The following is a 26,978-nucleotide window of genomic DNA, read 5'->3' on the forward strand; positions in this document are numbered from 1 at the left end:
CTGTCAGCGGCGGGGTGCTGCGCTATAATCGCCGGTTTTCGCACCGTCCGATTGAGAGCTGCCTACCTATGGAAATCAACCCGATCCTCAACAGCATCAAGGACCTGTCCGACCGCACCCAGTCAATTCGGGGGTATCTTTGACTACGATCAGAAGCATGATCGTCTCGTCGAAGTAAACCGCGAACTCGAAGACCCGAACGTCTGGAACAAGCCCGAGTACGCCCAGAACCTGGGCCGTGAGCGTTCCACCCTGGCGCAGATCGTCGAAACCATCGATGACCTCGAGGGCGGCCTTGCCGATTCCCGTGACCTGCTCGACATGGCCGTCGAAGAAGACGATCAAGGCGCCGTGGATGACGTGGCCGCCGAGTTGGAGCGTCTGCGCGGTATCCTCGAAGGGCTGGAATTCCGCCGCATGTTCAGCGGCGAGATGGACCCCAACAACGCTTACCTCGATATCCAGGCCGGTTCCGGCGGCACCGAGGCTCAGGACTGGGCCAACATCCTGCTGCGCATGTACCTGCGCTGGGCAGACAAGCGCGGGTTCAGCGCCGAGATCGTCGAGCTGTCCGAGGGCGAAGTCGCCGGTATCAAGGGCGCCACCGTCCACATCAAAGGCGAGTACGCCTTTGGCTGGTTGCGCACCGAGATCGGCGTGCACCGCCTGGTGCGCAAGAGCCCGTTCGACTCAGGCGCGCGCCGCCACACCTCATTCTCGGCAGTGTTCGTCTCGCCCGAGATCGACGACAGGGTCGAGATCGAGATCAATCCGGCCGACCTGCGCATCGACACCTACCGTTCCTCCGGTGCCGGTGGTCAGCACGTCAACACCACCGACTCGGCGGTACGTATCACCCACGTACCGACTAACACTGTGGTGGCTTGTCAGAACGAGCGTTCCCAGCACGCCAACAAGGACACCGCCATGAAAATGCTGCGGGCCCGGTTGTACGAGCAGGAAATGCAGAAGCGCAACGCGGCCTCCCAGGCGCTGGAAGACACCAAGTCCGATATCGGCTGGGGTCATCAGATTCGCTCCTATGTGCTCGACGACTCGCGCATCAAGGATCTGCGTACCGGCGTGGAACGTAGCGACTGCCACAAGGTTCTGGACGGCGACATCGACCAGTACCTCGAAGCCAGTCTGAAGCAGGGCCTCTGACCGCCGATTGCGTAGCAGAACGCCAGCTTGCTCTTGACGGTGCCCTTGACGGGGCACCGCTGAGGTTGCGAGAGAGATCAGCGACACGTCAGAGATATGCGCTTCGCGAGCGAGACTATTGCTACAAGAGCAGGCGAAAACGCCTGTCAGGATCACGCGACACTTAACCTGTAGGGGCGAGCTTGCTCGCGAATGCGTTTTAACAAGGCACCGCTGGTGCTCTTGGCGCATCAGACCGGGCCAGCGCTCTTCGCGAGGCACGCTCCTACGTACAACACACCGCAACAACGCGCTAGGCACTAAAACCCATGAGCGAACAACCGCTGAACCAGCACGCCATCCAAGAGGAAGAAAACAGCCTGATCCTTCAGCGCAAGGAAAAACTGGCCGCCGAGCGCGCCAAGGGCAACGTTTTCCCCAACGACTTCCGTCGCGACAGCTACTGCAACGACCTGCAGCTGAAATACGCGGACAAGACCAAGGAAGAGCTGGCAGAAGCGGCGATCCCGGTGAAGGTTGCCGGGCGCATCATGCTCAACCGCGGCGCCTTCATGGTCCTGCAGGACATGACCGGGCGCATCCAGGTCTACGTCAACCGCAAGACGCTGCCGGCCGAGACGCTGGAAGCCATCAAGCATTGGGACCTGGGCGACATCATCGCCGCCGAAGGCACCCTGGCGCGTTCCGGCAAGGGTGACCTGTACGTCGAGATGACCGACGTGCGATTGCTGACCAAGTCGCTGCGTCCGCTGCCGGACAAGCACCACGGCCTGACCGACACCGAGCAGCGCTACCGTCAGCGCTATGTTGACCTCATCGTCAACGAGGAAACCCGCCACACCTTCCGTGTGCGTTCTCAGGTGATCGGCCATATCCGCAAGTTCCTCAACGAGCGCGACTTCCTCGAAGTCGAAACGCCGATGCTGCAAACCATCCCCGGTGGCGCCGCGGCCAAGCCGTTCGAGACCCATCACAACGCCCTGGACCTGCCGATGTTCCTGCGTATCGCGCCGGAGCTCTACCTCAAGCGTCTGGTGGTGGGTGGCTTCGAGCGCGTGTTCGAGATCAACCGCAATTTCCGTAACGAAGGCGTTTCGACCCGGCACAACCCCGAGTTCACCATGCTCGAGTTCTACCAGGCCTACGCCGATTACGAAGACAACATGGACCTGACCGAAGAGCTGTTCCGCGAGCTGGCGCAGCTGGTCCTGGGCAGCACCGACGTGCCGTACGGCGACAAGGTGTTCCACTTCGGTGAGCCGTTCGCGCGTTTGTCGGTGTTCGATTCGATCCTGAAGTACAACCCGGACATCAGCGCGGCCGACCTGCAGGACATCGACACCGCCCGCGCCATCGCCAAGAAGGCCGGCGCCAAGGTGCTCGGCTTCGAGGGGCTGGGCAAGCTGCAGGTGATGATTTTCGAGGAGCTGGTCGAGCACAAGCTGGAGCAGCCGACCTTTATCACCCGCTACCCGTTCGAGGTCTCGCCGCTGGCGCGCCGCAGCAACGACGACCCGAGCGTCACCGATCGCTTCGAGCTGTTCATCGGCGGCCGTGAAATCGCCAACGCCTATTCCGAGTTGAACGACGCCGAGGATCAGGCCGAGCGCTTCCATGCCCAGGTTCGTGACAAGGACGCCGGTGACGACGAGGCGATGCATTTCGATGCCGACTTCGTACGCGCACTGGAATACGGTATGCCGCCGACCGCGGGCGAGGGCATCGGCATCGACCGCCTGGTGATGTTGCTGACCAACTCGCCGTCGATCCGCGACGTGATCCTGTTCCCGCACATGCGTCCCGAGGTCTGACCTCTATTGAGCGCCGCCCGGCTCGAGTGCCGGGTGTGCCGCTCGTCATGAGGGTCGGTTCAGTTCCCGCCTCAGCGGCCGACATCCTGACAGGCCCGAGGCAGCCATTCGCGAACCGAGCACGAATCGCGGGGGCCGCTGAGGTATAAGCTCAAGGCTACGGATCATCACTGACGAGGTTTGGATGAACTCCCGTAACAACCTGGACGAATACCAGCTCACGGTGCGCGGCTTGTCCGACCGTATCGTCGAGGCGCAAACCCCGGTGCGGGTGCTCGATGCGGTGAAGTGGGACGACAACGTCCGCCAAGCTTTCTTCGCCAGCGGCGGACGAGAATTGCCGAAAGTCGATCGCGCCTATTACGAAGGCCGTCCGCTGGCCTTCGATTCCAGCGCGAAGAAGGAAGAATTCCAGAACATCGAGCGTGATATCACTCGCCAGCTGGGGCAGTTCAATCCGGTCGGGCAGATCATGCGGCGTATGTGCAAGGAATACCGCATGGTGATTCGCATGCTCGAAGCGCGCGGCACCGCCGACTTTGGGTTGATTTCCCAGGAGCTCTACGGCGCGGCGTCCGATGCCTTCCATGCGGGCGATCCGACGCTCGCCGATCTCGGGCTGATGCTCTCCGACTACCTGAACAACATTGCCGACCGCGGCGACCTGAAGGACGAAGCCAAAACGCTCAACGCACCGCAGGCGGTGGACATGCTGCAGCGCCGGCTGGATCTGGTGTTCGGTGAAGGCGAGGGTGTGATTCGTGTCTTCGAGTCCGACGGCATCCTCGCCGACGCCGCGGCCGGCGCCGACTACATCAAAATCCGCAGCGACGCGATGTTCAACGAACGCGACGTGCGTGCGCTGGAAGTCCATGAAGGGCTGGTGCACGTCGGCACCACGCTCAATGGCCAGAACCAGCCGATCTGCACCTTCCTGGCCAAGGGCCCGCCATCCTCGACCGTGACCCAGGAAGGCCTGGCGATCCTCATGGAAGTGATCGCCTTCGCCTCCTACCCGACGCGCTTGCGTAAGCTCACCAACCGCACCCGCGCCATCCACATGGCCGAAGAAGGCGCGGACTTCCTCGATGTCTTCGCCTTCTTCCGCGACGAGGGCTATGGCGAGGACGAGTGCTACAGCAACGCCAGCCGGGTCTTCCGCGGCTCGCTGCCCGGTGGGCTGCCCTTCACCAAGGACCTGTCCTACCTGAAGGGCTTCATCATGGTCTACAACTACATCCAGCTGGCCGTACGCAAGGGCAAGCTGGAGCAGATCCCGCTGCTGTTCTGCGGCAAGACCACGCTGGAGGACATGCGTACCCTGCGCCAGCTGGTCGAGGAGGGCATGGTGGTGCCGCCCAAGTACCTGCCGCAGCAATTCCAGGACCTCAACGCGCTGTCGGCCTGGATGTGCTTCTCGAACTTCCTGAACCACCTGAGCCTGGATCGGATCGAGGCCGACTACGCCAACATCATCTGATTGATGTGCATAAAAAAGCCGGAGCATTTCGCTCCGGCTTTTTTGTTTCAGTGCTCGTGCCTCAGAACAGTGTGCGCGGCAGGCAGGTGGCGATCTCGGGGAACACCATGATGATGCCCATGCCGATGATGTTGACGATCACGAAGGGGATCACCGACCAGTAGATGTCCTTCATGGTGATGCCGGGCGGGACGATGCCTTTCAGATAGAACAGGTTGAACCCGAACGGCGGTGTCATGTAGCCGATCTCCATGTTGATCACGAATAGCACGCCGAACCAGATCGGATCGAAACCGAGCGAGGCGATGATCGGCAGGAACACCGGCAGGGTGATCAGCATGATGCCGACCGGATCGAGCAACATGCCCATGACGAACACGATGGCCATCATGAAGATGACGATGGCCCAGCGCCCACCTGGCAGGTCCATCATCAGCCCTTCGATCAACGATTGCGCGCCCATGCCCTGGTAGGCCGAGCTGAATGCGTGGGCGGCGAACAGGATCCAGGCGATCATGCCGGTCAGCTTGAAGGTGCGGATGGCGGCTTCCTGCAGGATCGGCCAGTTCAGCTTGCGGTACACCGCCGCGGAGATCAGCGCGCCGAACACGCCCATGGCGGCAGCCTCGGTGGGGGTGGTCAGGCCGCCAATGATCGAGCCGAGCACCATCACCACGATGCCGATGGGTAGCAGCACGGCACGCACCGCCCGCAGTTTTTCACCCCAGGTGCCGCGCTCTTCCTTCGGCAACGCAGGCGCCAGATGGGGCTGCAGGTAGGAGCGGACCAACACGTAGGTGACCGTCAGCGCCACCAGCAACAGGCCAGGCAAGACGCCGGCGGCAAACATCTTGCCCACCGACTGGCCGCTGATCATGGCGTAGAGAATCATCATGATGCTCGGCGGGATCAGGATGCCCCAGCCGCCGCCGGTATTGATGCAACCGAGCACCATGCGTTTGTCGTAGCCGCGTTCGAGCATGGCCGGCAACGCGATGGTGCCCATCGCCACCACCGCGGCACCGCTGATGCCGACCATGGCGCCGAATACCGCACAGATGCCCAGCGTGCCGATCGCCAGCCCGCCGCGCATACCACCGCACCACAGGTGCATCATGCGGTAGAGGTCGCGCGCGACTCCCGTGCGTTCAAGCAACATCGCCATGAACACGAACAAGGGGATGGCCACCAGGGTGAAGCTTTCCATGGTGCCCCACATCTGCGAGGCGACCATGTAGAAGGCATCGACGCCCCAGGTGAAATAGAGAAACAGCACCGAGACGCCGCCCAGCACGAAGGCCAGGGGCAGTCCGAGCACGAGAAAGAAGACCAGTGTCAGAAAGAACAGCAGCGTGGTGACTTCGATGCTCATCGGGCATCCTCCGCGTGCTTGGCGTCGTGGGTGGGCTCGCGGCCCAGCGCGATGAGAATGTCCTGTAGCAGCTTGGCGATGCCCTGCAGCAGCAGTAACAGCGTGCCGAGCGGAATCATCGCCTTGATCGGCCAGATCGGCGGATTCCAGGCCGAATAGGAGGTTTCCATTCCTTGAACCGACTCCCAGGCCATGGAACTGCCGAAGTACAGCAGCGCAGCCATAAATAGAAAAAACATGCTCGAGGTGAAGATGTCCACCCATGCCCGCGTGCGTGGACTGAAGGTCGAATACAACAGGTCGACATTGACGTGGTCGCGATGCGCCATGACGTAGCCACCCGACAGCACCACGTAGGCACCGAACAACATCTGGCCGAGTTCGTTGGTCCAGGACGTTGGGCTCGAGAACAGGTAGCGCATGAAGACTTCGAGCAGCAGCAGCACGAAGATCAGGAAAATCAGGTAGGCCACCCAGCGCCCGATGAATTCATTGAGCCGGGTGATGCCGTTGATGTAGGCATGAATCACACGCATGACGAGCCCCACGAGCAAGGATTGAGCGGATCAACTGCTCGGCGCGGTCGATCGCGCCGAGCAGGCTAGGGGCGTCAGAGGTAACCGAGTTCGCCAAGGAAGGACTTGACTTTCTTCAGGGCCTCGGCGGCCTTGTCGCTGCGCTGACCTTCTTCTTCCCAGGTCTTCTGCGCGACCTCGCGCAGGCGCTTCTGCACGTCGTCCGGCAGCGTATTGACCTGTACGCCTTGTTCGGCCATGACCTTACGCAGCGTGACTTGCTCCTGGTAAAGGTATTCGTTGGTGCGATACCAGAACTGTTCGTCGAGGACCTGTTTGACGATTTCCTGGTCGCGCTCGGAGAGTTTCTCCAGTGCCTTCTGGTTGATGATGAACACATCGGTGCCGGCGATATTCAGCGCGGGCCTGACGTGGTACTTGGCCACTTCATAGAAGCTCATGCTCGCCGCGCCTTGCACAGCGCCCCAGTGCGCGCCGTCGACCACGCCAGTGTCTAGGGCCGGATAGAGCTCTCCACCCGGCAGGTAAGTAGTCGAGGCGCCGGCCTCATCGAGAAATTTCTGCAGGGCGCCGGACGAGCGGATCTTCAGCTTGGTGAAGTCTTCCCAACTGTTGACCGGTTTTTTCACCACCATCTCGGTGGGGTAGACCTTGTCTGTCGACCAGTACACGCCGTATTGCGCGGCCTCGTCGCGAAGCATGTCCTCGAAGCCCATGTGCTTGTGGAAGTAAGCCGCCTCCCAGACGTTCTGAAAGGCGAACGGCAGACCCGAGGCGATACCGGCCAGGGTCATCTTGTCTTGTGCATAGCCGGGGGAGATCGTGCCCATTTGAATGATGCCGCGGCTGACCGCGTTGAAGGTTTCCTGCGGCTTGAACAGCGCGCCTGACTCGAACAGTTGCAACTCCAGGCGGCCTTCGGTGCGCTGCTCGATCTGGTTTTTCAGACGCACGAGGCTGTCTTTGTATGAGCTGCTGGCGCTCGGCCAGTGCGATTGCACGCGCCATTTCGTGACGTCGGCAGCAGTCGCCATCTGTGGCAGCACTGCAGAAACCGCCAGGGCGACGAGGCTGACTGGAACGAGCAGCTTCTTGAGCATGAATTTCATATCGCGTCCTCTTCTTGTAATTGTCTGGCTGAAGCCTTTTATACCGCGCTTGCATTGCTCTGTTTCGCAGAGCAAAACTGTTTTCTGCAAAGCTGCCTGAAAACTACCATAGCGGACGCTATTTTCAACCACTAGCAGAAGGCTATCGCGCCGTCATGGATGTTTCGCGGTGTGTCGGATCGCGCGATGGGCCTAAGGGCTCGCATGCCGACATTGATCTTAGACGGTTCTGTTTGTGGGTCGTCATAATTCTGCCTGATGGAACTTAATTCCGAATTGACGCATCGTTTCGGCCATGCCAGCTTCAAAAGAAGTGGACTCAGCACAATAACAACCGAGAGGACAGGCCATGCGTCTTCACGCCGGAAACGCCACGATCGAAGCGCGCGCCCGGGCGGCAACTACCGCGGGCCCGAGGGTCGCGCAATGACCGACTCGCAGCAGCAGCGCCTTACAGATGAGCATCAACCCGGCCCATTGCCCATCAGTGGGGGCAAGGACTTGCCAGGTTTTCACCAGGTCCTTGGTTATCGCCAGGTGGCCTGGAGTGAGGACGAAGCGGTGATCGAGCTGGAGGTGCAGCCCTGTCACCTCAACATGGCTGGCGTGCTCCATGGCGGAGTGATCACGGCGTTACTCGACGTGGTGCTGGCCGAGGCGGGAACCTATTGCCCCTATCCGGGACGGGTGCGCAAAGCCGTCACGCTGGTGCTCAACACCACGTTCACCGGCCAATGCTCGGGTGGCGTGATCCGCGCCATCGGCCGACGACGCGCCGGCGGTAGCCGAATCTTCAACAGCTCCGGAGAGATACGCGACAGCCAGGACCGCCTGCTGGCAATCGGTGAAGCGACCTTTCGCCTGCGCTCCGGCAGCGAAGATCCTCAGGGCGTGCCTGTGGATTTCCCGATGCAGCACAACAAGAAGGAAAACGGGGATGTATGAACTGACCGGCAAGGCACTGGAACTCCAGCAGCAACTCACGGCGTTCATGGACGAGCATATCTACCCGAACGAACACATCTTTCACGAGCAGATCGCCACCGCCAGCAATCGCTGGGCGCCGCCGCCGATCCTCGAAGCGCTCAAGGCCAAGGCGCGGGCGCAGGGTCTGTGGAACCTGTTTTTGCCGGAAAGCGAACACGGCGCCGGACTGACCAATTTCGAATACGCGCACCTCTGCGAAATCATGGGCCGCTCCCATGTCGCGGCCGAAGTCTTCAACTGCTCCGCGCCGGACACCGGCAACATGGAGGTGCTGGCCCGCTACGGCACGCCAGAGCAACAGGAACAGTGGCTCAAGCCGTTGCTCGCCGGTGAGATTCGTTCCTGCTTCTCCATGACCGAGCCCGACGTGGCCTCTTCGGACGCCACCAACATCGCCTGCGAGATCCGCCGCGAAGGCGACGAATATGTGATCAACGGGCAGAAGTGGTGGTCGTCGGGTGCAATGACCACCACCTGCAAGATCGCCATCGTCATGGGCAAGACCGATCCCTCCACCGAGCGGCACCGGCAACAGTCGATGATCCTCGTGCCGCTCGATACGCCGGGTGTCGAGATCGTCCGTGCGCTCAACGTGTTCGGCTACGACCACGCGCCCCATGGGCATGCCGAAATTCACTACAACAACGTCCGCGTGCCGGCCAGCAACATGCTGCTGGGTGAAGGCCGCGGCTTCGAGATTGCCCAGGGCCGTCTTGGCCCCGGCCGTATTCACCACTGCATGCGCACCATCGGGGTGGCCGAGCGCGCGCTGCAGGCCATGTGCGAGCGCGTCCATGAGCGGTTGGCGTTCGGCAAGCCGCTGGCCGACTTCGACTCGATCCGCAAGGACATCGCCCGTTCGCGCATCGAGATCGAGCAGACCCGCCTGCTGACACTCAAGGCGGCGCGCATGATGGATACCGTCGGCAACACGGTGGCGCGCCAGGAGATCGCCATGATCAAGGCTGCCGCACCGAGCATGGCGCTGCGCGTGCTGGACCGGGCCATCCAGGTCCATGGCGCCAAGGGCGTTTCCCAGGACAGTTTCCTCGCGGCTGCCTGGGCCCACCAAAGAACGCTGCGGCTCGCCGACGGCCCGGACGAAGTACACCTGGACACCATCGCCAAGCTGGAGCTGAAGAACTACGCCAGCACGCGCTGAGCCTCCAACAAAACCAACAAAAGGATGCCGTCCGATGACCAATCCATTATTCGACCTGTCCGGCAAGGTGGCGCTGATCACCGGTTCGACCCGCGGTATCGGTCGCTCCATTGCCGAAGAGATGGCCCGCTGCGGCGCGAAAGTCGTCATTTCCAGCCGCAAGGCCGATGCTTGCGAGGCGGTTGCCGCCGAGCTGAAAGCCGCCGGCTTAGAGGCCATTGCGGTGCCCTGTCATGTCGGGCGCAAGGAGGACCTGCAGCGGCTGGTCGATACCACCCTGCAGACCTGGGGGCGCATCGACGTGCTGGTCTGCAATGCCGCTACCAACCCGGTCTACGGGCCGACCAGCGAGCTGACCGACGACGCCTGGGACAAGATCATGGACACCAACGTCAAGGGCACCTTCTGGCTATCGAACATGGTGCTACCGCAGATGGCCGAGCGCGGCGAGGGCGCGGTGATCATGCTCTCCAGCATCGCCGGGCTGCGCGGCAACACCGTGATCGGTACCTATGGCGTATCCAAGGCCGCCGAAGCGGCGCTGGCGCGCAATCTGGCAGCGGAGTGGGGGCCCAAGGGCATCCGCGTCAACGCCATCGCGCCGGGACTGGTGCGTACCGATTTCGCCAAGGCGCTGCTCGACGATCCGGAGCGGGTTCGCCGCGCCGCCGAGAAAACCCCGCTGCGCCGTATCGGTGAGCCGGTGGATATCGCCGGTCTGGCGGTGTTCCTGGCTGCGCCAGCCAGCGCCTATATCACCGGACAGGTGATCGTCGCCGATGGCGGCGAAACCGCGTGCTGAGGGTTCGCCGATGAACGAACCCGAGCTGATCGACGTGCTTCCCGCGCATCGATTCGATGAGGCGGCGCTGGCTCGATATCTGCGCCAGCACCTGCCGCAGATGGGCGACGACGTTGTGATCCGCCAGTTCCAGGGCGGCCAGTCCAACCCCACCTATCTGCTGGAAAGCGCCGGACGTCGTTACGTATTGCGCAAGAAGCCGCCGGGCAAGGTGCTGCCCTCGGCGCATATGGTCGAGCGCGAATACAAGGTGATCCGCGCGCTGTCTGAGCACACCCGGGTGCCGGTGCCGCATGTGCATCTGCTGTGCGAAGACGAAAGCATCATCGGCACTGTGTTCTATGTGATGGACCACGTCGAAGGACGAATCTTTAGCCATCCGGCCCTGGACGAATTACCTGTCGCCGAACGCCAGCCGATCCACCTAGCCGCCATCGATACGCTGGCCGAGCTGCACAAGGTCGATGTCGAGGCTGTGGGGCTTGCCGATTTCGGCAAGGCGCAAGGCTATTTCGCTCGCCAGGTGAAGCGCTGGTCCGGCCAGTACGAGGCCTCGCGCACCGACGACATGCCGGCGATGGAGCGGCTGATGCAGTGGTTGCCGGAGCAGGTGCCACAGCGCGACGAATGCGCCATCGCCCACGGCGACTACCGCCTCGGCAACCTGATCTTCGCGCCGGGGGAGGCGAGGGTCGCGGCGATTCTCGACTGGGAGCTGTCCACCCTCGGCCATCCGCTGGCGGACCTGGCCTACTTCTGCCTGCCGTATCACCTGCCGGCCGGTGTCGACGGTCTGCGTGGCCTGGTGGGTATCGATCTGCAGGCGCAGGGCATTCCGTCCGAACAAGAAGTGTTGGCGCGCTATTGCCAGCAGAGTGGGCGCGATGCCATCAGCGACTGGCATGTTTTCGTGGCGTTTTCGTTGTTCCGTCTCGCCGCGATTCTGCAGGGTGTCTATGCACGAGCGCTGCAGGGCAACGCCAGCAATGCCGATGCGCTACAGGTCGGCCAACGCGCCGGCTTGCTCGCCGAGGCCGGCTGGCGCATCGCCCAGACTGGCGGTAAGGGAGAACCAATATGAGCGCACCCTTGCTGCGCCGCGTCCTGCTGACCAACGATGACGGCATCGCTGCTCCGGGGCTTGCCCTTCTAGAGCGAATCGCCGCGCAACTGGCCGAGGAGGTCTGGGTGGTGGCACCCGAGCACGACCAGAGCGGCACTGGCCAAGGCATTTCGGTGCATTCGCCGCTGCGGGCATATCGCCACGGTGAGCGGCGCTTCGCCATTTCCGGGACGCCGTCGGATTGCGTGATGTTCGCCATGGCCGAGTGGTTGCAGGCGTCGCCCCCCGACCTGGTGCTGTCGGGCATCAACAGCGGCGCCAATATCGGCGACTCGGTGCCTTATTCCGGAACCCTCGGGGCGGTGCTCAGCGCCGACCTGCTCGGGCTGCCCGCCATCGGTCTGAGCCAGGCCTTTCTCGACCGTACGCATATCGATTGGTCCTGTGTCGAAACCTTCGCTGAAACCACGATCCGCACGCTCTGGGCGCGTCGGGAGAAGGGTGGTTGCTGCTGGAATCTGAACTTCCCGGCCTGCCCGGCCGATGCCGTCAGCCATCTGCGCATGACGCGGCAATCACGCGGCTCGATTGTCCGGCCGCGCTTGCAGGCCGGCCATGACGGTCGCGGTCTGCCGTACTGGTGGCTCGGCTTCGAGCACTCATCGACGCACATCGTCGATCCGGAATTCGATGTCACCGCGTTGCGCGAAAAACGCATTGCCATCACACCCTTGCGCGACACCCGGGGCTGGCTCGAGTGGGGTGAAGAGCGGGCCATGGCCGAACTGGCCTCTACTATGGATTCAGGAGTTCTGTAATGTTCACTCGTCATCACGCCGTCTGGCCCGAGGACCTGCCCAAACACCTGACGGTGCCGGAGACCAGCCTGTTCGCCAACCTCGAGATCGCCGCCCGGCGCTTCCCGGACAAGGCGGCCATCGTCTATTACGACACCCTGATCAACTACACCGAGCTGCTGCGCGAGGTCGAAGCGTTGGCCGGTTATCTGCAGCACCTGGGCGTCGCCAAGGGCGATCGGGTGCTGCTCTACATGCAGAATTCACCGCAGTTCACCATCGCTTACTACGCCATCCTGCGTGCCGACGCGGTAGTGGTGCCGGTCAACCCGATGAACCACAGCGCCGAGCTTGAGCACTACCTGCACGATACTGGCGCGAGCGTCTGCATCTGCGGCCAGGAACTGACCAGCTTCATCTCGCCACTGGTGAGCACCGCGCAGTTGCGCCATGTGATCGTCGCGGCTTACTCGGAGTATGTTCGCCAGCCCACCGACCTGGCGCTACCGGCCGAGGTCCAGGCGCCTGTCGCCGTGCCGGCGTTTCCAGGCGGCATCGCCTGGCGCGAAGCCATCGCGGCCGGCCACGAGCCCGGTCCGCATACCGCCGGCCCGGACGACCTCTGCGTGTTCCCCTACAGCTCCGGCACTACCGGCGCGCCGAAAGGCTGCATGCATACCCATCGCTCGGCGATGGCGACCATCATCCACCGCGTGGTCTGGACCAACAGCACCAGTGAATCGGTGATCCTCGCGACGCTGCCGTATTTCCACGTGACCGGCATGCAGGGCGCCATGAGCGGGCCGATCTACAACGGTGGCACCGCCGTGATCATGACCCGCTGGGACCGCAAGGTCGCAGCGCAGCTGATCGAGCGGCACAAGGTCACCGGCTGGGTGAATATCGCCACGATGGCCATCGACTTTCTCTCCGATCCGGATCTGGAACGCTACAACCTGTCCAGCCTGGTCAGTGTCGGCGGCGGTGGCGCCGCGATGCCCAAAGCGGTCGAGGAGAAGCTGCATCGGCTGACCGGCCTGCGCTACATCGAGGGCTACGGGCTTTCCGAAACCATCGCCGCCACCCACATCAACCCGGTGCCGCGACCCAAGGCGCAATGCCTCGGGATTCCGGTGTTCGACGTCGACAGCCGTGTCATCGACCTGAATACCGGGCTGGAGTTAGGCCCCAACGAAGTGGGCGAAATCATCAGCCGCGGGCCGCAGCTGTTTCAGGGCTACTGGAACCGCCCGGAAGAGACCGAGCGCGCCTTCATCGAACTGGACGGTCACCGATTTTTCCGCACCGGCGACATGGGCTACTACGATGAAGAGGGCTATTTCTTCCTCGTCGATCGGGTCAAGCGGATGATCAATGCGTCCGGCTTCAAAGTCTGGCCCTCGGAAGTGGAAAGCCTGATGTACCGCCACCCGGCGATCCAGGAGTGCTGCGTGATTTCGCGCCCCGATCCCAAACGCGGCGAGACGGTCAAGGCCTGCGTGGTGCTGCGTGATGGTCAGGCCGGGCAGGTCAGCGAGCAGGACATCATCGACTGGTGCAAGGCCGAGATGGCGGCCTACAAGGCGCCGGTCTACGTGGAGTTCGTCGCCTCGTTGCCGCGTTCCTCAACCGGCAAGCTGATGTGGCGCGCCCTGCAGGAAGAAGAAAACCGCAAACACGCCGTCAGTGCCGAACAGGCCTGACGGTCGCGAAGCCATTGCAAGGCCCCGCGCCGGCTGGCGCCTTCGAAAACGGAGCAGATGCTATGCAAGATTCAACCGCTACGAACCGGGAAGCCGAATGGCAGGTGCGCAAGGACCTGGCAGCGGCCTATCGCCTGGTTGCGCATTTCGGCTGGGATGATTTGGTGTTCACCCATCTGTCCGCCCGCGTGCCAGGGCCTGAACATCATTTTCTGATCAACCCATACGGGCTGTTGTTTCAGGAGATCACCGCCTCGTCGCTGGTGAAAGTCGACCAGGAAGGGCAGATCGTCCAGAGCGGCAGCCTGCATCGGGTGAACCCGGCTGGCTTCACCATTCACAGTGCCGTGCATATGGGCCGTGAAGACGCCGGCGCGGTCATGCACCTGCATGCGGCCGATGGCGTGGCGGTATCTGCACACCGCGACGGCCTGTTGCCGCTGAGCCAGACGGCAATGCTCTGCCTCGATCACCTCTGCTATCACGAGTACGAAGGCGTCGCGCTGGACCTCAGTGAACGCGAGCGGCTGATTCGCGATCTCGGGGACAAGCGAATGATGATGCTGCGCAACCACGGCATCCTGACGGCGGGCGGCACCGTCGCCGAAGCCTTCACTTACCTCTATTTCCTAATGAAGGCCTGCGAAATCCAGGTGCGCGCTCAGGCTTGCGGCCCGACCCACATGCCGTCAGCAGCTGCGATCGAGACGACCCGTCAGCAGTCGGCCGAACTGGGCAGCGCCGCCAAGCTGACCTGGCCAGCCCTGTTGCGCCTGTTGGAGGCCAACGGCCACGTCTACGCCATTTAGCGCTAGGCTGGCACGCTCGCCTGTCTGTCGGCAGGCAACTTTTTTAACCGAGCAGAAACAGAGTGCCCATGAAAATCCTCTTCGTCGCCGCCGACCCCAAGCCCGAGCGCTGGACCGATCTGATCCAGCAGCACCTGCCGGAGGCGCAGATTCAGGTCTGGCACCCGGACATGCCGAGCGGCAGTGCCGACTACGCCATCGTCTGGCATCCGCCGGCTGCGTTGTTCGACAAGGAGCCGCAACTCAAGGCGGTGTTCAACCTCGGCGCCGGCGTGGATGCGTTGGTGCGGATACCGAACCTGCCGCGCGATATCCCGATCGTTCGCTTGGAAGACGCGGGCATGGCGGTGCAGATGGCCGAGTACGTCGCCTATCACGTCATCGGCATCAGCCGCGACATGGACGCCTACCGCGAGCAGCAGGCCGCCGGCCAGTGGAAGCTGCGCCGTCCGATCGCACGCAGCGAATGGCCGGTTGGCGTGCTCGGGTTGGGGCAGATCGGGCAGCGCGTTGCCCGTACGCTCGCTGCGCTGGAATACCCCGTCTGCGGCTGGGCGCGCTCTACCTACGCCATCGAAGGCGTGCGCAGCTTCGCCGGCGAGACGGAACTCGACCGCTTCCTGGGCGAGACCCGGGTGCTGGTCAACACGCTGCCACTGACCGACAGCACGCGGGACCTGATCGACTACGGGCTGCTGTCGCGGCTCAGGCCCGATGCGGTGGTGATCAATGTCGGACGCGGTGAGCATCTGGTGGACCAAGACCTCAGTCGCGCCATCGACGAGGGCAAGGTAGCCCGCGCCGTGCTCGACGTGTTCCGCGAAGAGCCGCTGCCTACCGAGCATCCGTTCTGGCGGATGCCGCAGGTGACCATCACGCCTCACGTGTCGGCCCGCACCCTGCGCGAAGCCACCGTTGCCCAGATCGCGGAAAAGATCGTCTCGTTGGAAAAGGGCCAATCCATCAGCGGCATCATCGATATTCAGCGCGGCTACTGAGTCCCTGTAGAAGCTGCTCCGAACGATCGGTCGCGTCCACACGCCAAAAGCTTCGCCCCGGGGCAGCCCTCCCACAAAAATCAGTGAGATGCGCTCACGCCCTTTGGGAGGCGCGACCCGCGGCGAATGCAGGCCGCAGGCCCGCCCAAACGCTCAAGGCTCATGTCGTGCTGTAGACCGGCCCATGGTCGGTTCGCGTTCGAAAGCCAAAAGCCCCGTCCGGGGTGGGGCCCCAAAAAAAAGCAGTGAGATGCGCGCACGCCCTGTGGGAGGCGCGACCCGCGGCGAATGCAGGCTGCAGGCCTGCCAAGCGCTCAAGGCTCATGTCGCGCTGAAGAACGGCCATGGTCGCTTCGCATTCGAAAGCCAAAAACTTCGCCGCGGGGTCGGGGCTCCCACGGCTAAGCGACCAATCGCACTCGGCCTTTGTGGGAGCCGCGCCCCGCGGCGAATTCAGGCCGCAGGCCTGCCCAGCGAGGACCAACGCTTCATCCCGGAGCGGCTTCCGCCTTCAACAATCGTCCCGTTTGGCTGGTGGTCACCAGGTGCAGAAAACATGTAGCGGCTCTGTAAGAACTGGCGCTACTTGCTGCAGGCCATACGCCGAGGCCCATACCAAGCTGCGCAACTTATTGCGCAGCTTGGTTTTTTACCGCGAACCAGACCATAAAACCGCTCTATTCAATTGCACCCGCCAGGCGGTTTGTCGCAAGGTTGAGCGGCGAGGCAAATGCTCACCCTCTCGGGTTGAAGGAACACTACAAAGCGCAGGCAATGAACGCCGGCGTTACCAAGGAAAAGGACTTTAGGTGAGTGGCGATGACGAGCAACGTTAACCATTGGAGCTATCCCTTTGCCGGCGACGCAGGCAATCCGTTAGCAAACCTGACCAGCCTGGCCAAGGCCAGGGGCGGCTACTACCCGATGGGCGCCAACGGCCTGTGGCATGGCGGCGTGCACTTCGACCAAGGCACCGCCGGTACCTTCGATCAGTCCAGCGTGCGTTGCATCGCCGATGGCGAGGTGATCGCCTACCGCATCGACGAGCAATATCCAATAAGCGAGTACATCGGCGAGATTCCGCTGATCAAGCGCGCGCTTTTTTCCACCGGGTTCGTGTTGGTCAGGCATCGGCTGGCGCTCCCGCCATTGCACCCTACGCCTGGATCGGACGCGTCAGAGCCGGCCTTGACCTTCTATAGCCTCTATATGCATCTGCAGGACTGGGCCGGATACCAAGCCCAAGCGAGCCTGCCACGCCCTGACTTCTGGGGCGAAGGGACCTATTGCGTCGAAACACAGGGCTCGGACCTCAATGTCCGTGCAGAGCCCAGCCAGAGTGCCAGCATATTGGCCGCTTTACCCAAGGGAACACGGGTCAGGGTTGGCGCCAGCAACGGTCAGTTTCGCAAGTTGCTGAGCATTGTCAGCGGCGCGGCGCGGCCTGCTCTGGCGCCTGCCGATGGTGAAGGGGCCTTGCCGGGTTACCTGGCCTTCAAGTTCCTCAAGGCACAAAGCGAACCCAAAGCCAAAGGCAGCGTCGTGGTACTGGACCAGCCCGTGCCGATCAAGGCCGGCGACCTTATCGGCCACCTCGGCCGCTATCAGAACCACGACGAAGCCATGCCCCAGCCGCTGCTGCATCTGGAGGTATTCAGTTGCGAGGATGTGCCTGCATTCGTTGCCCAGAGCAGGGCTTATGCGTCTCGCCTGCCGGAGACGCAGAAAACCCTGCTGAAGATCTACAAAGGCGCCAGCAAATTGATTCCGCATCGCGAGGGCATCGATGCCGACAATCCCCCCAGGCTCAGCGACGAGGGTGTGATGGTCGGCGTCGACCTCATGCTGCCGCAGAGCCTGCTCGACAGCCTGCCGGCAGACGCCAAGCTGATGGTGCCGGCCAGCACTGGCGGCATGTCATGCAGCCCCGAAACCCGCTGGTGGCGTCTCGATAACCTGCTGGTCGACAAGGACGGCCAGCCGATCAGCGGCTGGTTGGCCGAACAGGAAATGATCACCACTCGCCACAGCCCTTGGGAGTGGGAGGGCTACGACTTCATCGAAGACCGCGAACGCCCGGCCGGTGCCCTGGCGTATCACCTCGAAGCCCTGCGCCGGCTGACCGACAGCGAACGTGCCAGCTACAAGGGCATGATCGACCAATCCGACAAGGGCCCGGTCAAGCAACGCCTATATGCCATCCTCGACGGTAACGGCGACCAAAAAATCACCCCAGAGGAAATCAGCACTGCTCTGGGCAAGCCTTGGCACGCCCAATCGATAGCACAGCTGATCACCAAACATGAGAGCGAATGGTTCTGGAACCCGGACAAGTGGGACGAGCTGGACGAACTAATGGAACACAGCCCCGCCGACCCAAACCCGGACTGGGCCGAAGAGAAAAAGCGAATCGAGAAACTGTCGTGGTGGAAGGAGTTGGGCGGGAAGCATGGAATAAATGCGGATGGGGTGGTTTGGCATTTTCAGCCATTAAATCTAATCGCACAGCACTCAACTTCAATGAAAATGCTGGTCTCTAGAGAGCAACTTTCTCTAGTCATGGGATCTGCATCGAGCGATTTAATTGAGAAATACCTTGTTCCAATCAATGAAGCAATGAAAATATTTGGAATTACCACGCCACTTAGGATTGCTCATTTTTTAGCACAAATAGCCCATGAAACTGGCGAGTTGAAATTTTCAGAAGAAATTAGCTCTGGCGCACAGTATGAAGGCAGGAGGAGTTTAGGCAACACTCAACCCGGAGATGGCGAGAGGTTCAAAGGTAGGGGGCTTCTTCAATTGACAGGGAGAAGTAACTACGAACATTGCGAGGTCTTCTTAAGAAGTATTCCAAAATATGCTGCACTTGATATAACCTCATCAACGGCGAGCGCTTCGCAGGTGGCTACAGATCCGTACCTGGCCGCTCTTGTGTCAGGATATTATTGGAGTAAGCTAAAACCGAGATTAAACAGTGCTGCAGATAGTAATGACCTGTTTTGGGTCTCAGTGTATGTTAACGGTTGGGCGGTACAGAAGATACCTTACTATCCAGATCGTGAAAGAGAGCCTAACAACATGGCTCACCGCGCAAAAATGACAGCTCGCGCAATTAAAGTTATAGAGGAACAGCAATGAAATTACATGCGGCCATGTTTTGCATGCTAATAGCAGCTAGTCATGCTGGCTTGGCAGAAGAAGTCTCGATAAGCGAAATAATATACTACAACGGAACCATCGCAAGCCAAGAAATCGCCATGAGTCTTGAGTTCATCGGCAGTAATGTTGCTGGCAGGTATATTTATAAAAAATATAAAAAACCTATAGATGTAACAGGGGAGTATAAAGGAAGAAGTCTTAATCTTGTCGAGCTTCATGATGGAGTTGCAGTTGCGAGTATTCATGCCGTAAAAAAAGATGCAGCATTTGAAGGTGTTTGGCAAGATAAGAAAACATATCCTTTTCATGTCAGGTCTACATCGAAGTCATACAAGGATTTAATAAAAACTATAGCTCCAAGTGAGAAAGGCATGACCATTTATTTCCAAAATGGATTAAATCAAGAGATCGATGCGGGTACGCTCACCGATTCTCTTTCAATTACATTCGAAGACTTTACGTTTGACGGCTATCCCGATATTAGGATTCTAGAATTAGAGGGTGGCGGGAACAGTTCGTATATTTACTATGAGTATGATTCAGGCACGCTTAGGTACATTAAGTCGGCACCGGAAATCAACGGCCTTGTAAATCCTCTAGTCATTCATGGTAAGAAGCTACTTGCTGGATTCATAAAGGATGGATGTTGCAGTTATTCGGTAATCACGATAGATGAGCATCAGATACGCCGGGCTGAGTATAATTACGTGCAGGGTGCGGGAAAAGAAATAATTACCGATAAATTATCCAGGAGAGTGATAGAGAGGCCTATCAGTAAGGAGAAATTTGAAGTCGACTACTTCTCATTCGTTCAGAAAGGAAGCCTTCAATAGACTAGAAGTACAGCAAACCGCTCGGGGTGGACGTCGTTGTCATGCACCGGGTCGACTTCACAGCTATCAGCATGATCTCAGCCGGGCCAAGACTTCTACTAGCAACGCAACGGCTTTCGCCGGCGGCTCAAGCGCCTGGAGGCCGAGCGCAGCAAGACCCAACCCGATGCTGGATAAGGCCACTGACTGCCTTACCCACCAAGGCGTGCCAATACGTCGGGTATTCCCTTCAAACGACCGTGCCGTGCTCCGCTAGGTATCGATCCCGCAGCTCGCGCTTGAGCACCTTGCCGATGGCGCTGCGCGGCAGCTCGTCTGTCAGTTCTAGACTGGCCAGGCGCTGGGTCTTGCCCACCTGGCTGTTGAACCACTCCAGCAGCGCCTCGGGCGAAACCGTCGTGCCGGGAGCGAGCACGATGAAGGCCACCGGTGTTTCGCCCCAGCGCGTCGATGGGACGCCGACCACAGCCACATCGGCGATGGCCGGGTGTTGTCGGAGGATGCCTTCCAGGTCGCTCGGATAGAGGTTGAAGCCACCGGAAATGATCATGTCCTTCTTGCGGTCGAGCAGGGTGAGAAAGCCCTCGGCATCGAAGCGGCCGACGTCTCCGGTGCGAATGAAGCGCTTGCCGCTGGGGTCGAACCATTCGGCTTCGGCGGTTTTCTCCGGTTTGTTCAGATAGCCGGTCATCATGGCCGGGGAGTGCCCGACGATCTCGCCGATCGCACCTTCGGGCAGTTCGTTGCCCTCGTCGTCGATGACGCGGATGTCGTGCCCCTCGGCGGGCTTGCCGACCGTATGCAGTTTGTCGGGGTGTTCGTGGGCGGCCAGGATGCAGGTTCCGCCGCCTTCGGTCATGCCATAGGTATCGATCAGGCCGCCTGGCCAGCGCGCCAGCACATCGGCTTTGAGCGCCGCGCTGAAAGGCGCGCTGGTACAGAACTTATAACGAAAGTGGCTGAGGTCGTACTGGTCGAAGTCTTCGCGCGCCATGATTCGCTGGTACTGCACCGGCACCAGCATGGTATGGGTGACGCCGTGCTGCTGGGCCAGGCGCAGGTACTCGCCGGCTTCGAACTTGCCCATCAGCACCACGGTGCTGCCCAGGGCCAGCGTCGGCAGGAAGGCAACCAATGTGGTGTTGGAGTACAGCGGCGTGGAGATCAGCGTAGTGGCGTCGTTATAACCGTAGGCGGCGCTGCGACGCACGTGGGCCCAGCGCATGGCATGGGACTGCACGATGCCCTTGGGTTCACCCGTGGTGCCTGAGGAATAGATGATGTTGAACGCCCAGTCCGGCTGGATCGCCACCGGTGCAGCCGCTGCGTCTCCGATCCACTCCGATAGTGTGCTCGCGCCGGCCTGGTCTAGGCTCAGGAACGGGCAGGGCAGCCGCGCCATCACCGATGACAAATGCTGGGCCGCCGGCGCATCGAGGAACATCAAGCGGGGCGAAGCGTCGTCCAGCATGGTCAGCAGGCTTTCGGCGCTGGCTGAAGGCGCCAGGGGAGCGACCGCTACGCCAGCGCGTAGGGCGCCGAGAAACACCACGGCGTATTCGATGGAGTTGAATGCGCAGATTGCGACGCTACTCCCAGGTGCGATGCCGTCGCGCTGCAAAGCGGCGGCGACACGGTTCATCCGCTCGTTCAATTGGGCGAAGCTCAGGTGGCGCGCATCCTGAATCAGGGCGGGGTGATCCGGGCGCTGCGTCGCCCAGTGCTCGATGAGCTCGGGCACCGTGGCGAAAGGCCGGTCGAGGCTGATGGTATCGGCGGAAATATCCATGGCTGGCTCGTCCTGTAGTTTGATTTATCGCGATGCCGTGCGGCGCAATCGCACCGAAATGACACAACCATCGGTGCTAATCACGCGCCGGTGAAGTGTTATTCGCGTCGTCGATGCCGGGCGATCAATCAAACAGCCTGGCTGGCAGGCTGCCAGCTGCTCCGGGACCCGGCCGTCCCCAGCGGTGCTGTCAGTGCCTTGGATGGGGCGGCGTGCCCTTCGCCTGCGGGGCTCGTTTTTTGCGACAATGCGGCCTCTTTGATCAGGCGAGTCCGTCATGTCCGAACGCAATCCCATTCCGCTGATCCTGACCGCCATCGGCAGTGTCATAGGCACCGTAGCGGTGCTCTCCTACTATGGCTACGTGCACGTCGCCAAGCCTGAAGATGCGCTGTTACTGGCCGACTACACCATGCTCAAGACCATTCCAGGCGAGGATTATCGTGTTTCGCTGACCCCGGCGCCGCAGGTTGCCCAGTGCATCGATGGTGTGCTGGTGCTGTTCGACACCGAGCAGAAGGGGTTGACGGGCGTGCTGGTCGACAGCCACAAGCGGGCCATACGCTGCGTGGATCAATCCGCGCCGGCTGCCACGCAGCCACCGGCCAAGCCTTGAGACCAAGGCCCGTCTAGGGCAGCTTCGGTCCTGATAAAAAAGCCCGCCATGATCAGCTCTGATCATGGCGGGCCTTTTCGCTACGGCTGAAAGGCCGTCGCTACTCCATCGACGAGCGCGGCGCCACGCGCTTGTTGTCGTTGGAGATGGTTACTTCGACGCGGCGATTCATGGCGCGGCTGGCCGGCGTGTCGTTGCTGGCCACCGGATACTCCTCGCCATAACCGACCGTCTGGATACGCTGCGCATCCACACCCGCGCGGGTCAGGGCACGCATGACCGATTGGGCCCGGCGCTCGGACAGCTGCTGATTGTAGGACGCCGAACCGGTGCTATCGGTGTAGCCCTCGACTACCACCTTGCGCTCCGGGTTGTCGTTCAGGAACTCGGCGAGTTTCTGTACACCGCGCATGCCGGCCGGCTTGAGCTCAGCCTTGTTGAGATCGAACAGCACATCACCGAAGGTGACCAGCGTGCCGCGTTCGGTCTGTTTGGCTTGGAGGTCTTGCTGCAGCTTGCGGATCTCGTCCTGCTGGCGCTTGAGTTGCTGCTCGCGGGATTCGAGCCTGGCCTCGGCGCGCTTGGCTGACGCCTTCTCGATCTCCTGCTCGGCTGTACGCAGCGCGATGGTCTGCTCGGCGAGCTCGATGCGACGTTTGGCCAGATAGGAAAGCTGATCGACCTTCTCTTCATCCGCGTCGTTCAGGTAGGCCTGGTTGGCCTTCTCCAGCATCTTGCCGGCGTCTTCGGTTTCCAGTGCCGCCAGCTGGTTAGAGCGGGGATCGGCCTGCAGCTGGGAATATTGCCCGCGCGCCTGCTCGAGATTCTGGTTGGGTTGGGAAGAGCAGGCTGCCAGCCCGATAGTCATGGCCAGCACGGTAGGGAGTGTCAGTAATTTATTCATAACCAATCATCCTGTGTTGAAAGCATCGAGAATTGAACGTGGTGATCACTGGAGGCCGCGCATGCTTTCTTCGCGCAGTTCCTGGATCCCCTTGTTGGCGTCCTCTACTGCCTTCTGCGCCTTGGCGGCCTGAGCCTTGCGCTCGGCGACGCGTGCGTCCCACTCGGCTTGTTCGGCCAGCTTGCGGGCCTCGTCGTAGTTCTCCTTCTGCATGGCCAGCTCGGCCTGCTTCCATTTTTCCCGGGCGGCGCGCATTTCGACCGCCGCGTATTCGGTACCGCCTGCGCTGACCGCGCTACGTACTGCCGATTCGGTGACGGCAAACTGTTCGTTCGGTGGATTGCCGGCACAACCCACCAGCAGCAGACCTCCCAGCGCAACGGCCGTCAGCTTCGGTAACTGAAATCGCGATAGTGGGCGCTCGATGGTGTTCGTTTTCATAGCCAGTCTCCAGTGGAAGATCGGGAACAGTGCCCGTAAGCCGCGTGCCTAGCCCTCGATAGGGAGCTGACAATCAGAACGGGCATGTTTTTGTGAGGGCATCGGGCCGCAATCGTTCCAGCGGAAGGACAAACGAAGCGTGTGGAGATGGCTGTTTAGAGCTGTCGGCCGCGTGAAACAGGCCGTTTTGGGGCGGCCTCGCCGAGGGGTACGACCGTGCCGAGGAGCGACTCAGCCGTACCATGCGGGGGTCATGGCTGTGTGGATTGCTCCGCCAGGAGACGTTCCAGATGCTTGCGTGATAGCGCGAGGAAACGCGGCGTGGGACCGATGTCCTCATAGATCGGGTCGCCTTGCTCATCGGTGGCGATCACCTTGGTGCCCTTCTGGTAGGGGAGGCTGGTCTCGATGCCCTCCAGCGCGGCGCCGACCAGTTCGCCGAGCAACTCCTCGGTGCTGCGCTTGGGATACATCTCCGCCAGCGCGGCCAGCCGTGCGGCGCTTTCGACGTCCAGTGGAATGGTGTATCGAGTGGCGCTCATGCGCCCGGTGGCGCTGCTTTCCCATTCACGGACCAGTTCTGAAATCTTCATCGAGCTCCTTCCTTAGCCCGCCGTAGCGGACGGTAGTGGCGAGTATGCGAGCGACCGTCGAACAGACTTGCCGCGCTATGTCTTGTCTTCAACGAACGCGCTGGGCACTCTGTTTGGAGGGTTCTTACAGCGTAGCCGTTCAGCATCGGTTGCATATCCACTGCGCGCCGTTGGTGGCGCGTCCGGGAGGCAGGACATGGCGAAGATCGACGCGCGTCTGCGCGAAAACGTACATCTGCTCGGGGAACTGCTGGGCAACACCATCCGCGAGCAACACGGTGAAGCCTTTCTCGACAAGATCGAGCGCATCCGCAAGGGCGCAAAGGGCGCTCGTCGTGGGTCGGCCGATGGTGCCAGGTTGCTCCAGGAAACCCTCGATGGGCTGGCTGACGACGAACTGCTGCCGATGACGCGTGCCTTCAACCAGTTCCTCAACCTGGCCAATATCGCCGAGCAGTATCACCAGATACGCCGACGCCGCCCCGGCGAGCCGGCGCCGTCCGAAACCGGTGTACTGGGTGGATTGCTCGAACGTCTCAAGGGCGAGGGCTTCGGCCAGGAATTCCTCGCCCGACAAGTGGGGCGACTGGACATCGAGCTGGTGTTGACCGCACATCCGACCGAAGTATCGCGGCGCACGCTGATCCAGAAGTACGACGCCATCGCCGCGCAACTGGCGGCGCGTGACCACACCGACCTTGGCGCGGCGGAACTGGCGCGGATCGAACTGCAGCTGCAGCGGTTGATCGCCGAGGCCTGGCACACCGAGGAAATTCGTCGTAATCGCCCGACACCGGTGGAGGAGGCCAAGTGGGGCTTCGCGGTGATCGAGAATTCGCTTTGGCAGGCGCTGCCAAACGTGCTGCGCCAGGCCGACCAGGCGCTCCGTCTCAGCACCGGTCTGCGCTTGCCGCTGGACGCGGCACCGATTCGCTTCGCCTCGTGGATGGGTGGCGATCGTGACGGCAACCCCAACGTCACGGCAAAGGTGTCCCGCGAAGTCCTGTTGCTGGCGCGCTGGGTGGCGGCTGATCTGTTTCTGCGCGATGTCGAAGGGCTGATCACCGCGCTGTCGATGCAGACCGCCAGCGACGATCTGTTACGCTACACCGGCGAGTCGGCCGAACCCTACCGGACCCTGCTCAAGGGGCTACGGGAGCGTCTCCAGGCGACGCGTGACTGGGCCAGCGCGGCGGTCGAACGCGACCAGCCGGCGCCGCCTGCGGTGCTGCAGGACAACCGTGAGCTGCGTGAGCCGCTGGAGCTCTGCTACCGCTCCCTGCATGCGTGCGGGATGGGTGTGATCGCCGATGGCGCCTTGCTCGACAGCCTGCGCCGGGTCGCCGCATTCGGTCTGTTTCTCGTGCGCCTCGACATTCGCCAGGATTCCACCCGGCACGTTGCGGCGATGGAGGAAATCACCGACTACCTGGGCATTGGCCACTACGAGCAGTGGGACGAGCAGCAGCGCCTCAAGTTCCTGCAGCGCGAGCTAAGCAATCGCCGTCCCTTGCTGCCGCCGCATTTCCAGCCTTCGGACGATACCGCCGAAGTCCTGGCAACCTGTCGCGTGGTGGCGCAGGCACCGGAGGCGTCGCTCGGCTCCTACGTGATCTCCATGGCCAGAGGCGCCTCGGACGTGCTGGCGGTACAGCTGCTGCTGAAGGAAGCAGGCCTGCAACGGCCGATGCGCGTCGTGCCGCTGTTCGAGACATTGGACGATCTGAACAACGCCGGCCCCACCATTGATCGACTGCTCGGATTGCCCGGCTATCGGCAACGTCTGCATGGACCGCAGGAAGTGATGATCGGCTATTCGGATTCGGCCAAGGACGCCGGCACCACCGCTGCAGCCTGGGCGCAATACCGAGCGCAGGAAAGCCTCGTCGACATCTGCCGTGCGCATCAGGTCGAACTGCTGCTGTTCCATGGCCGTGGCGGCACGGTAGGACGAGGCGGTGGGCCAGCTCATGCGGCGATCCTGTCGCAGCCACCGGGGTCGGTGGCGGGGCGTTTCCGGACTACCGAGCAGGGCGAGATGATTCGCTTCAAGTTCGGCCTGCCAGACATTGCCGAACAGAACCTCAGCCTGTATCTGGCGGCGGTGCTGGAGGCGACCTTGCTGCCCCCGCCGATGCCCGAGCCGCAGTGGCGCGAAACCATGGAGCGGTTGGCCGAGGAGGGCGTGAAGGCATACCGCAGCGTGGTACGCGACGATCCGCAATTCGTCGAGTACTTCCGCCAGGCCACGCCTGAAGGCGAACTCGGGCGCTTGCCGCTGGGCAGCCGGCCGGCGAAGCGCCGAGCGGGAGGCATCGAAAGCTTGCGCGCCATTCCGTGGATCTTCGCCTGGACCCAGACACGCCTGATGTTGCCCGCCTGGCTGGGCTGGGAGCAGGCACTACAGGCGTCGCTGATGAGAGGTGAGGCCGATCGGTTGAAGGAGATGCGCGAGCGCTGGCCGTTTTTCACCACGCGTATCGACATGCTCGAGATGGTGCTGGCCAAGGCCGACGCGGACATCGCCAAGCGCTACGACGAGCGTTTGGTGAGCGCCGAACTGCAGCCACTGGGATGCGATTTGCGTGACCGATTGTCGCAGGCTGTCAAGGCCGTGCTTGGCCTGACCGGGCAGTCCGAGCTGTTGGCGCACAGTCCGGACACCCTTGAGGCGTTCAGCCTGCGCAACACCTATCTCGATCCCCTGCATCTTATGCAGACCGAGTTGTTGGCTCGCTCGCGGCAGCAGTCGAATCCAGCCGAAAGCCCTCTGGAGCAGGCCCTGCTGGTCAGCGTCGCGGGTATTGCGGCCGGGCTGCGCAACACCGGCTAAGTGTGCAAAACGGG

The 26,978-nt window shown here is 61.6% G+C and carries 22 protein-coding genes; 15 read left to right on the top strand and 7 right to left on the bottom strand.

What is annotated here, in order from left to right; genetic code table 11:
• The first annotated feature begins 68 nt into the window (after positions 1-68).
• From prfB to KCX70_RS07305, 3 genes are all read left to right on the top strand, one after another.
• A protein-coding gene (gene prfB / locus KCX70_RS07295) for a peptide chain release factor 2 (protein WP_102847698.1) occupies positions 69-1,164 on the top strand; the annotation gives its coding sequence in 2 pieces (ribosomal slippage) (positions 69-140 and positions 142-1,164; 1,095 coding nt in all).
• 308 nt (positions 1,165-1,472) lie between these two features.
• The gene (gene lysS / locus KCX70_RS07300; protein WP_212619728.1) at positions 1,473-2,975 is read left to right on the top strand and encodes a lysine--tRNA ligase; all 1,503 of its coding nucleotides are present in this window, start codon (positions 1,473-1,475) and stop codon (positions 2,973-2,975) included.
• Positions 2,976-3,159: 184 nt separating this feature from the next.
• Positions 3,160-4,455, top strand: coding sequence for a flavohemoglobin expression-modulating QEGLA motif protein (locus tag KCX70_RS07305; RefSeq protein WP_212619729.1), 1,296 nt, complete (start codon positions 3,160-3,162; stop codon positions 4,453-4,455).
• A gap of 61 nt (positions 4,456-4,516) precedes the next feature.
• On the opposite strand, the gene KCX70_RS07310 is transcribed toward KCX70_RS07305, so the two are convergent.
• The 3 genes from KCX70_RS07310 to dctP all read right to left on the bottom strand — a co-directional run bounded on the left by KCX70_RS07310 (position 4,517) and on the right by dctP (position 7,472).
• On the bottom strand, positions 4,517-5,827 hold the full coding sequence (locus KCX70_RS07310) for a TRAP transporter large permease (RefSeq protein WP_212619730.1): 1,311 nt from the start codon (positions 5,825-5,827) through the stop codon (positions 4,517-4,519).
• Positions 5,824-6,363, bottom strand: a complete 540-nt coding sequence (locus KCX70_RS07315; RefSeq protein WP_212619731.1) for a TRAP transporter small permease subunit — start codon at positions 6,361-6,363, stop codon at positions 5,824-5,826. Before KCX70_RS07315 ends, KCX70_RS07310 begins: the two co-directional genes overlap by 4 nt.
• 74 nt (positions 6,364-6,437) lie before the next feature.
• On the bottom strand, positions 6,438-7,472 hold the full coding sequence (gene dctP / locus KCX70_RS07320) for a TRAP transporter substrate-binding protein DctP (protein ID WP_212619732.1): 1,035 nt from the start codon (positions 7,470-7,472) through the stop codon (positions 6,438-6,440).
• A gap of 426 nt (positions 7,473-7,898) precedes the next feature.
• Here dctP and KCX70_RS07325 point away from each other — a divergent pair, with 426 nt between their 5' ends.
• The 10 genes from KCX70_RS07325 to KCX70_RS07370 all read left to right on the top strand — a co-directional run bounded on the left by KCX70_RS07325 (position 7,899) and on the right by KCX70_RS07370 (position 19,788).
• Complete coding sequence (locus KCX70_RS07325; protein WP_102847696.1) at positions 7,899-8,417, top strand: PaaI family thioesterase; 519 nt, start codon at positions 7,899-7,901, stop codon at positions 8,415-8,417.
• Positions 8,410-9,621, top strand: a complete 1,212-nt coding sequence (locus KCX70_RS07330) for an acyl-CoA dehydrogenase family protein (protein ID WP_212619733.1) — start codon at positions 8,410-8,412, stop codon at positions 9,619-9,621. Before KCX70_RS07325 ends, KCX70_RS07330 begins: the two co-directional genes overlap by 8 nt.
• Positions 9,622-9,655: 34 nt before the next feature.
• Entirely contained in the window at positions 9,656-10,423 is a 768-nt protein-coding gene (locus tag KCX70_RS07335; protein ID WP_212619734.1) for an SDR family NAD(P)-dependent oxidoreductase, read from the top strand.
• 10 nt (positions 10,424-10,433) lie between these two features.
• The gene (locus tag KCX70_RS07340; RefSeq protein ID WP_212619735.1) at positions 10,434-11,504 is read left to right on the top strand and encodes a phosphotransferase; all 1,071 of its coding nucleotides are present in this window, start codon (positions 10,434-10,436) and stop codon (positions 11,502-11,504) included.
• Positions 11,501-12,304 carry a 5'/3'-nucleotidase SurE gene (surE, locus tag KCX70_RS07345; RefSeq protein WP_212619736.1) on the top strand — a complete coding sequence of 268 codons (804 nt, stop codon included), beginning with the start codon at positions 11,501-11,503 and terminating at the stop codon, positions 12,302-12,304. The genes KCX70_RS07340 and surE overlap by 4 nt, the downstream gene beginning before the upstream one ends.
• A complete protein-coding gene (locus KCX70_RS07350; RefSeq protein WP_212619737.1) occupies positions 12,304-13,986 on the top strand; it encodes a long-chain fatty acid--CoA ligase in 1,683 nt (560 codons plus the stop codon). Before surE ends, KCX70_RS07350 begins: the two co-directional genes overlap by 1 nt.
• Before the next feature lie 62 nt (positions 13,987-14,048).
• On the top strand, positions 14,049-14,795 hold the full coding sequence (locus tag KCX70_RS07355) for a class II aldolase/adducin family protein (RefSeq protein ID WP_212619738.1): 747 nt from the start codon (positions 14,049-14,051) through the stop codon (positions 14,793-14,795).
• 68 nt (positions 14,796-14,863) lie between these two features.
• Positions 14,864-15,793, top strand: coding sequence for a 2-hydroxyacid dehydrogenase (locus tag KCX70_RS07360; RefSeq protein WP_212619739.1), 930 nt, complete (start codon positions 14,864-14,866; stop codon positions 15,791-15,793).
• Positions 15,794-16,612: 819 nt separating this feature from the next.
• Complete coding sequence (locus tag KCX70_RS07365; protein ID WP_212619740.1) at positions 16,613-18,934, top strand: hypothetical protein; 2,322 nt, start codon at positions 16,613-16,615, stop codon at positions 18,932-18,934.
• Positions 18,931-19,788: an XAC2610-related protein gene (locus KCX70_RS07370; protein ID WP_212619741.1), complete on the top strand. Its 858-nt coding sequence runs from the start codon at positions 18,931-18,933 to the stop codon at positions 19,786-19,788. The genes KCX70_RS07365 and KCX70_RS07370 overlap by 4 nt, the downstream gene beginning before the upstream one ends.
• Positions 19,789-20,017: 229 nt before the next feature.
• Here the strand turns inward: KCX70_RS07370 and KCX70_RS07375 are convergent, their stop codons facing one another.
• A complete protein-coding gene (locus tag KCX70_RS07375; RefSeq protein WP_212619742.1) occupies positions 20,018-21,577 on the bottom strand; it encodes a class I adenylate-forming enzyme family protein in 1,560 nt (519 codons plus the stop codon).
• A gap of 277 nt (positions 21,578-21,854) precedes the next feature.
• Between KCX70_RS07375 and KCX70_RS07380 the strand changes: the two genes are divergently transcribed.
• On the top strand, positions 21,855-22,193 hold the full coding sequence (locus KCX70_RS07380; protein WP_021209904.1) for a hypothetical protein: 339 nt from the start codon (positions 21,855-21,857) through the stop codon (positions 22,191-22,193).
• Between the two features lie 100 nt (positions 22,194-22,293).
• Here KCX70_RS07380 and KCX70_RS07385 read toward each other — a convergent pair whose 3' ends face one another.
• The 3 genes from KCX70_RS07385 to KCX70_RS07395 all read right to left on the bottom strand — a co-directional run bounded on the left by KCX70_RS07385 (position 22,294) and on the right by KCX70_RS07395 (position 24,131).
• Positions 22,294-23,097 carry an OmpA family protein gene (locus tag KCX70_RS07385; protein WP_021209903.1) on the bottom strand — a complete coding sequence of 268 codons (804 nt, stop codon included), beginning with the start codon at positions 23,095-23,097 and terminating at the stop codon, positions 22,294-22,296.
• Positions 23,098-23,142: 45 nt separating this feature from the next.
• Positions 23,143-23,538 carry a DUF4398 domain-containing protein gene (locus KCX70_RS07390; protein WP_021209902.1) on the bottom strand — a complete coding sequence of 132 codons (396 nt, stop codon included), beginning with the start codon at positions 23,536-23,538 and terminating at the stop codon, positions 23,143-23,145.
• Between the two features lie 251 nt (positions 23,539-23,789).
• Complete coding sequence (locus KCX70_RS07395; RefSeq protein WP_102851251.1) at positions 23,790-24,131, bottom strand: pilin assembly protein; 342 nt, start codon at positions 24,129-24,131, stop codon at positions 23,790-23,792.
• Between the two features lie 196 nt (positions 24,132-24,327).
• Here KCX70_RS07395 and ppc point away from each other — a divergent pair, with 196 nt between their 5' ends.
• Positions 24,328-26,964 (top strand): phosphoenolpyruvate carboxylase, encoded by a 2,637-nt coding sequence (gene ppc / locus KCX70_RS07400; RefSeq protein WP_212619743.1) that lies wholly within the window; start codon positions 24,328-24,330, stop codon positions 26,962-26,964.
• Positions 26,965-26,978: the final 14 nt, after the last annotated feature.

The organism is Stutzerimonas stutzeri, from assembly GCF_018138085.1.
Taxonomy (GTDB): Bacteria; Pseudomonadota; Gammaproteobacteria; order Pseudomonadales; family Pseudomonadaceae; genus Stutzerimonas; species Stutzerimonas stutzeri_AI.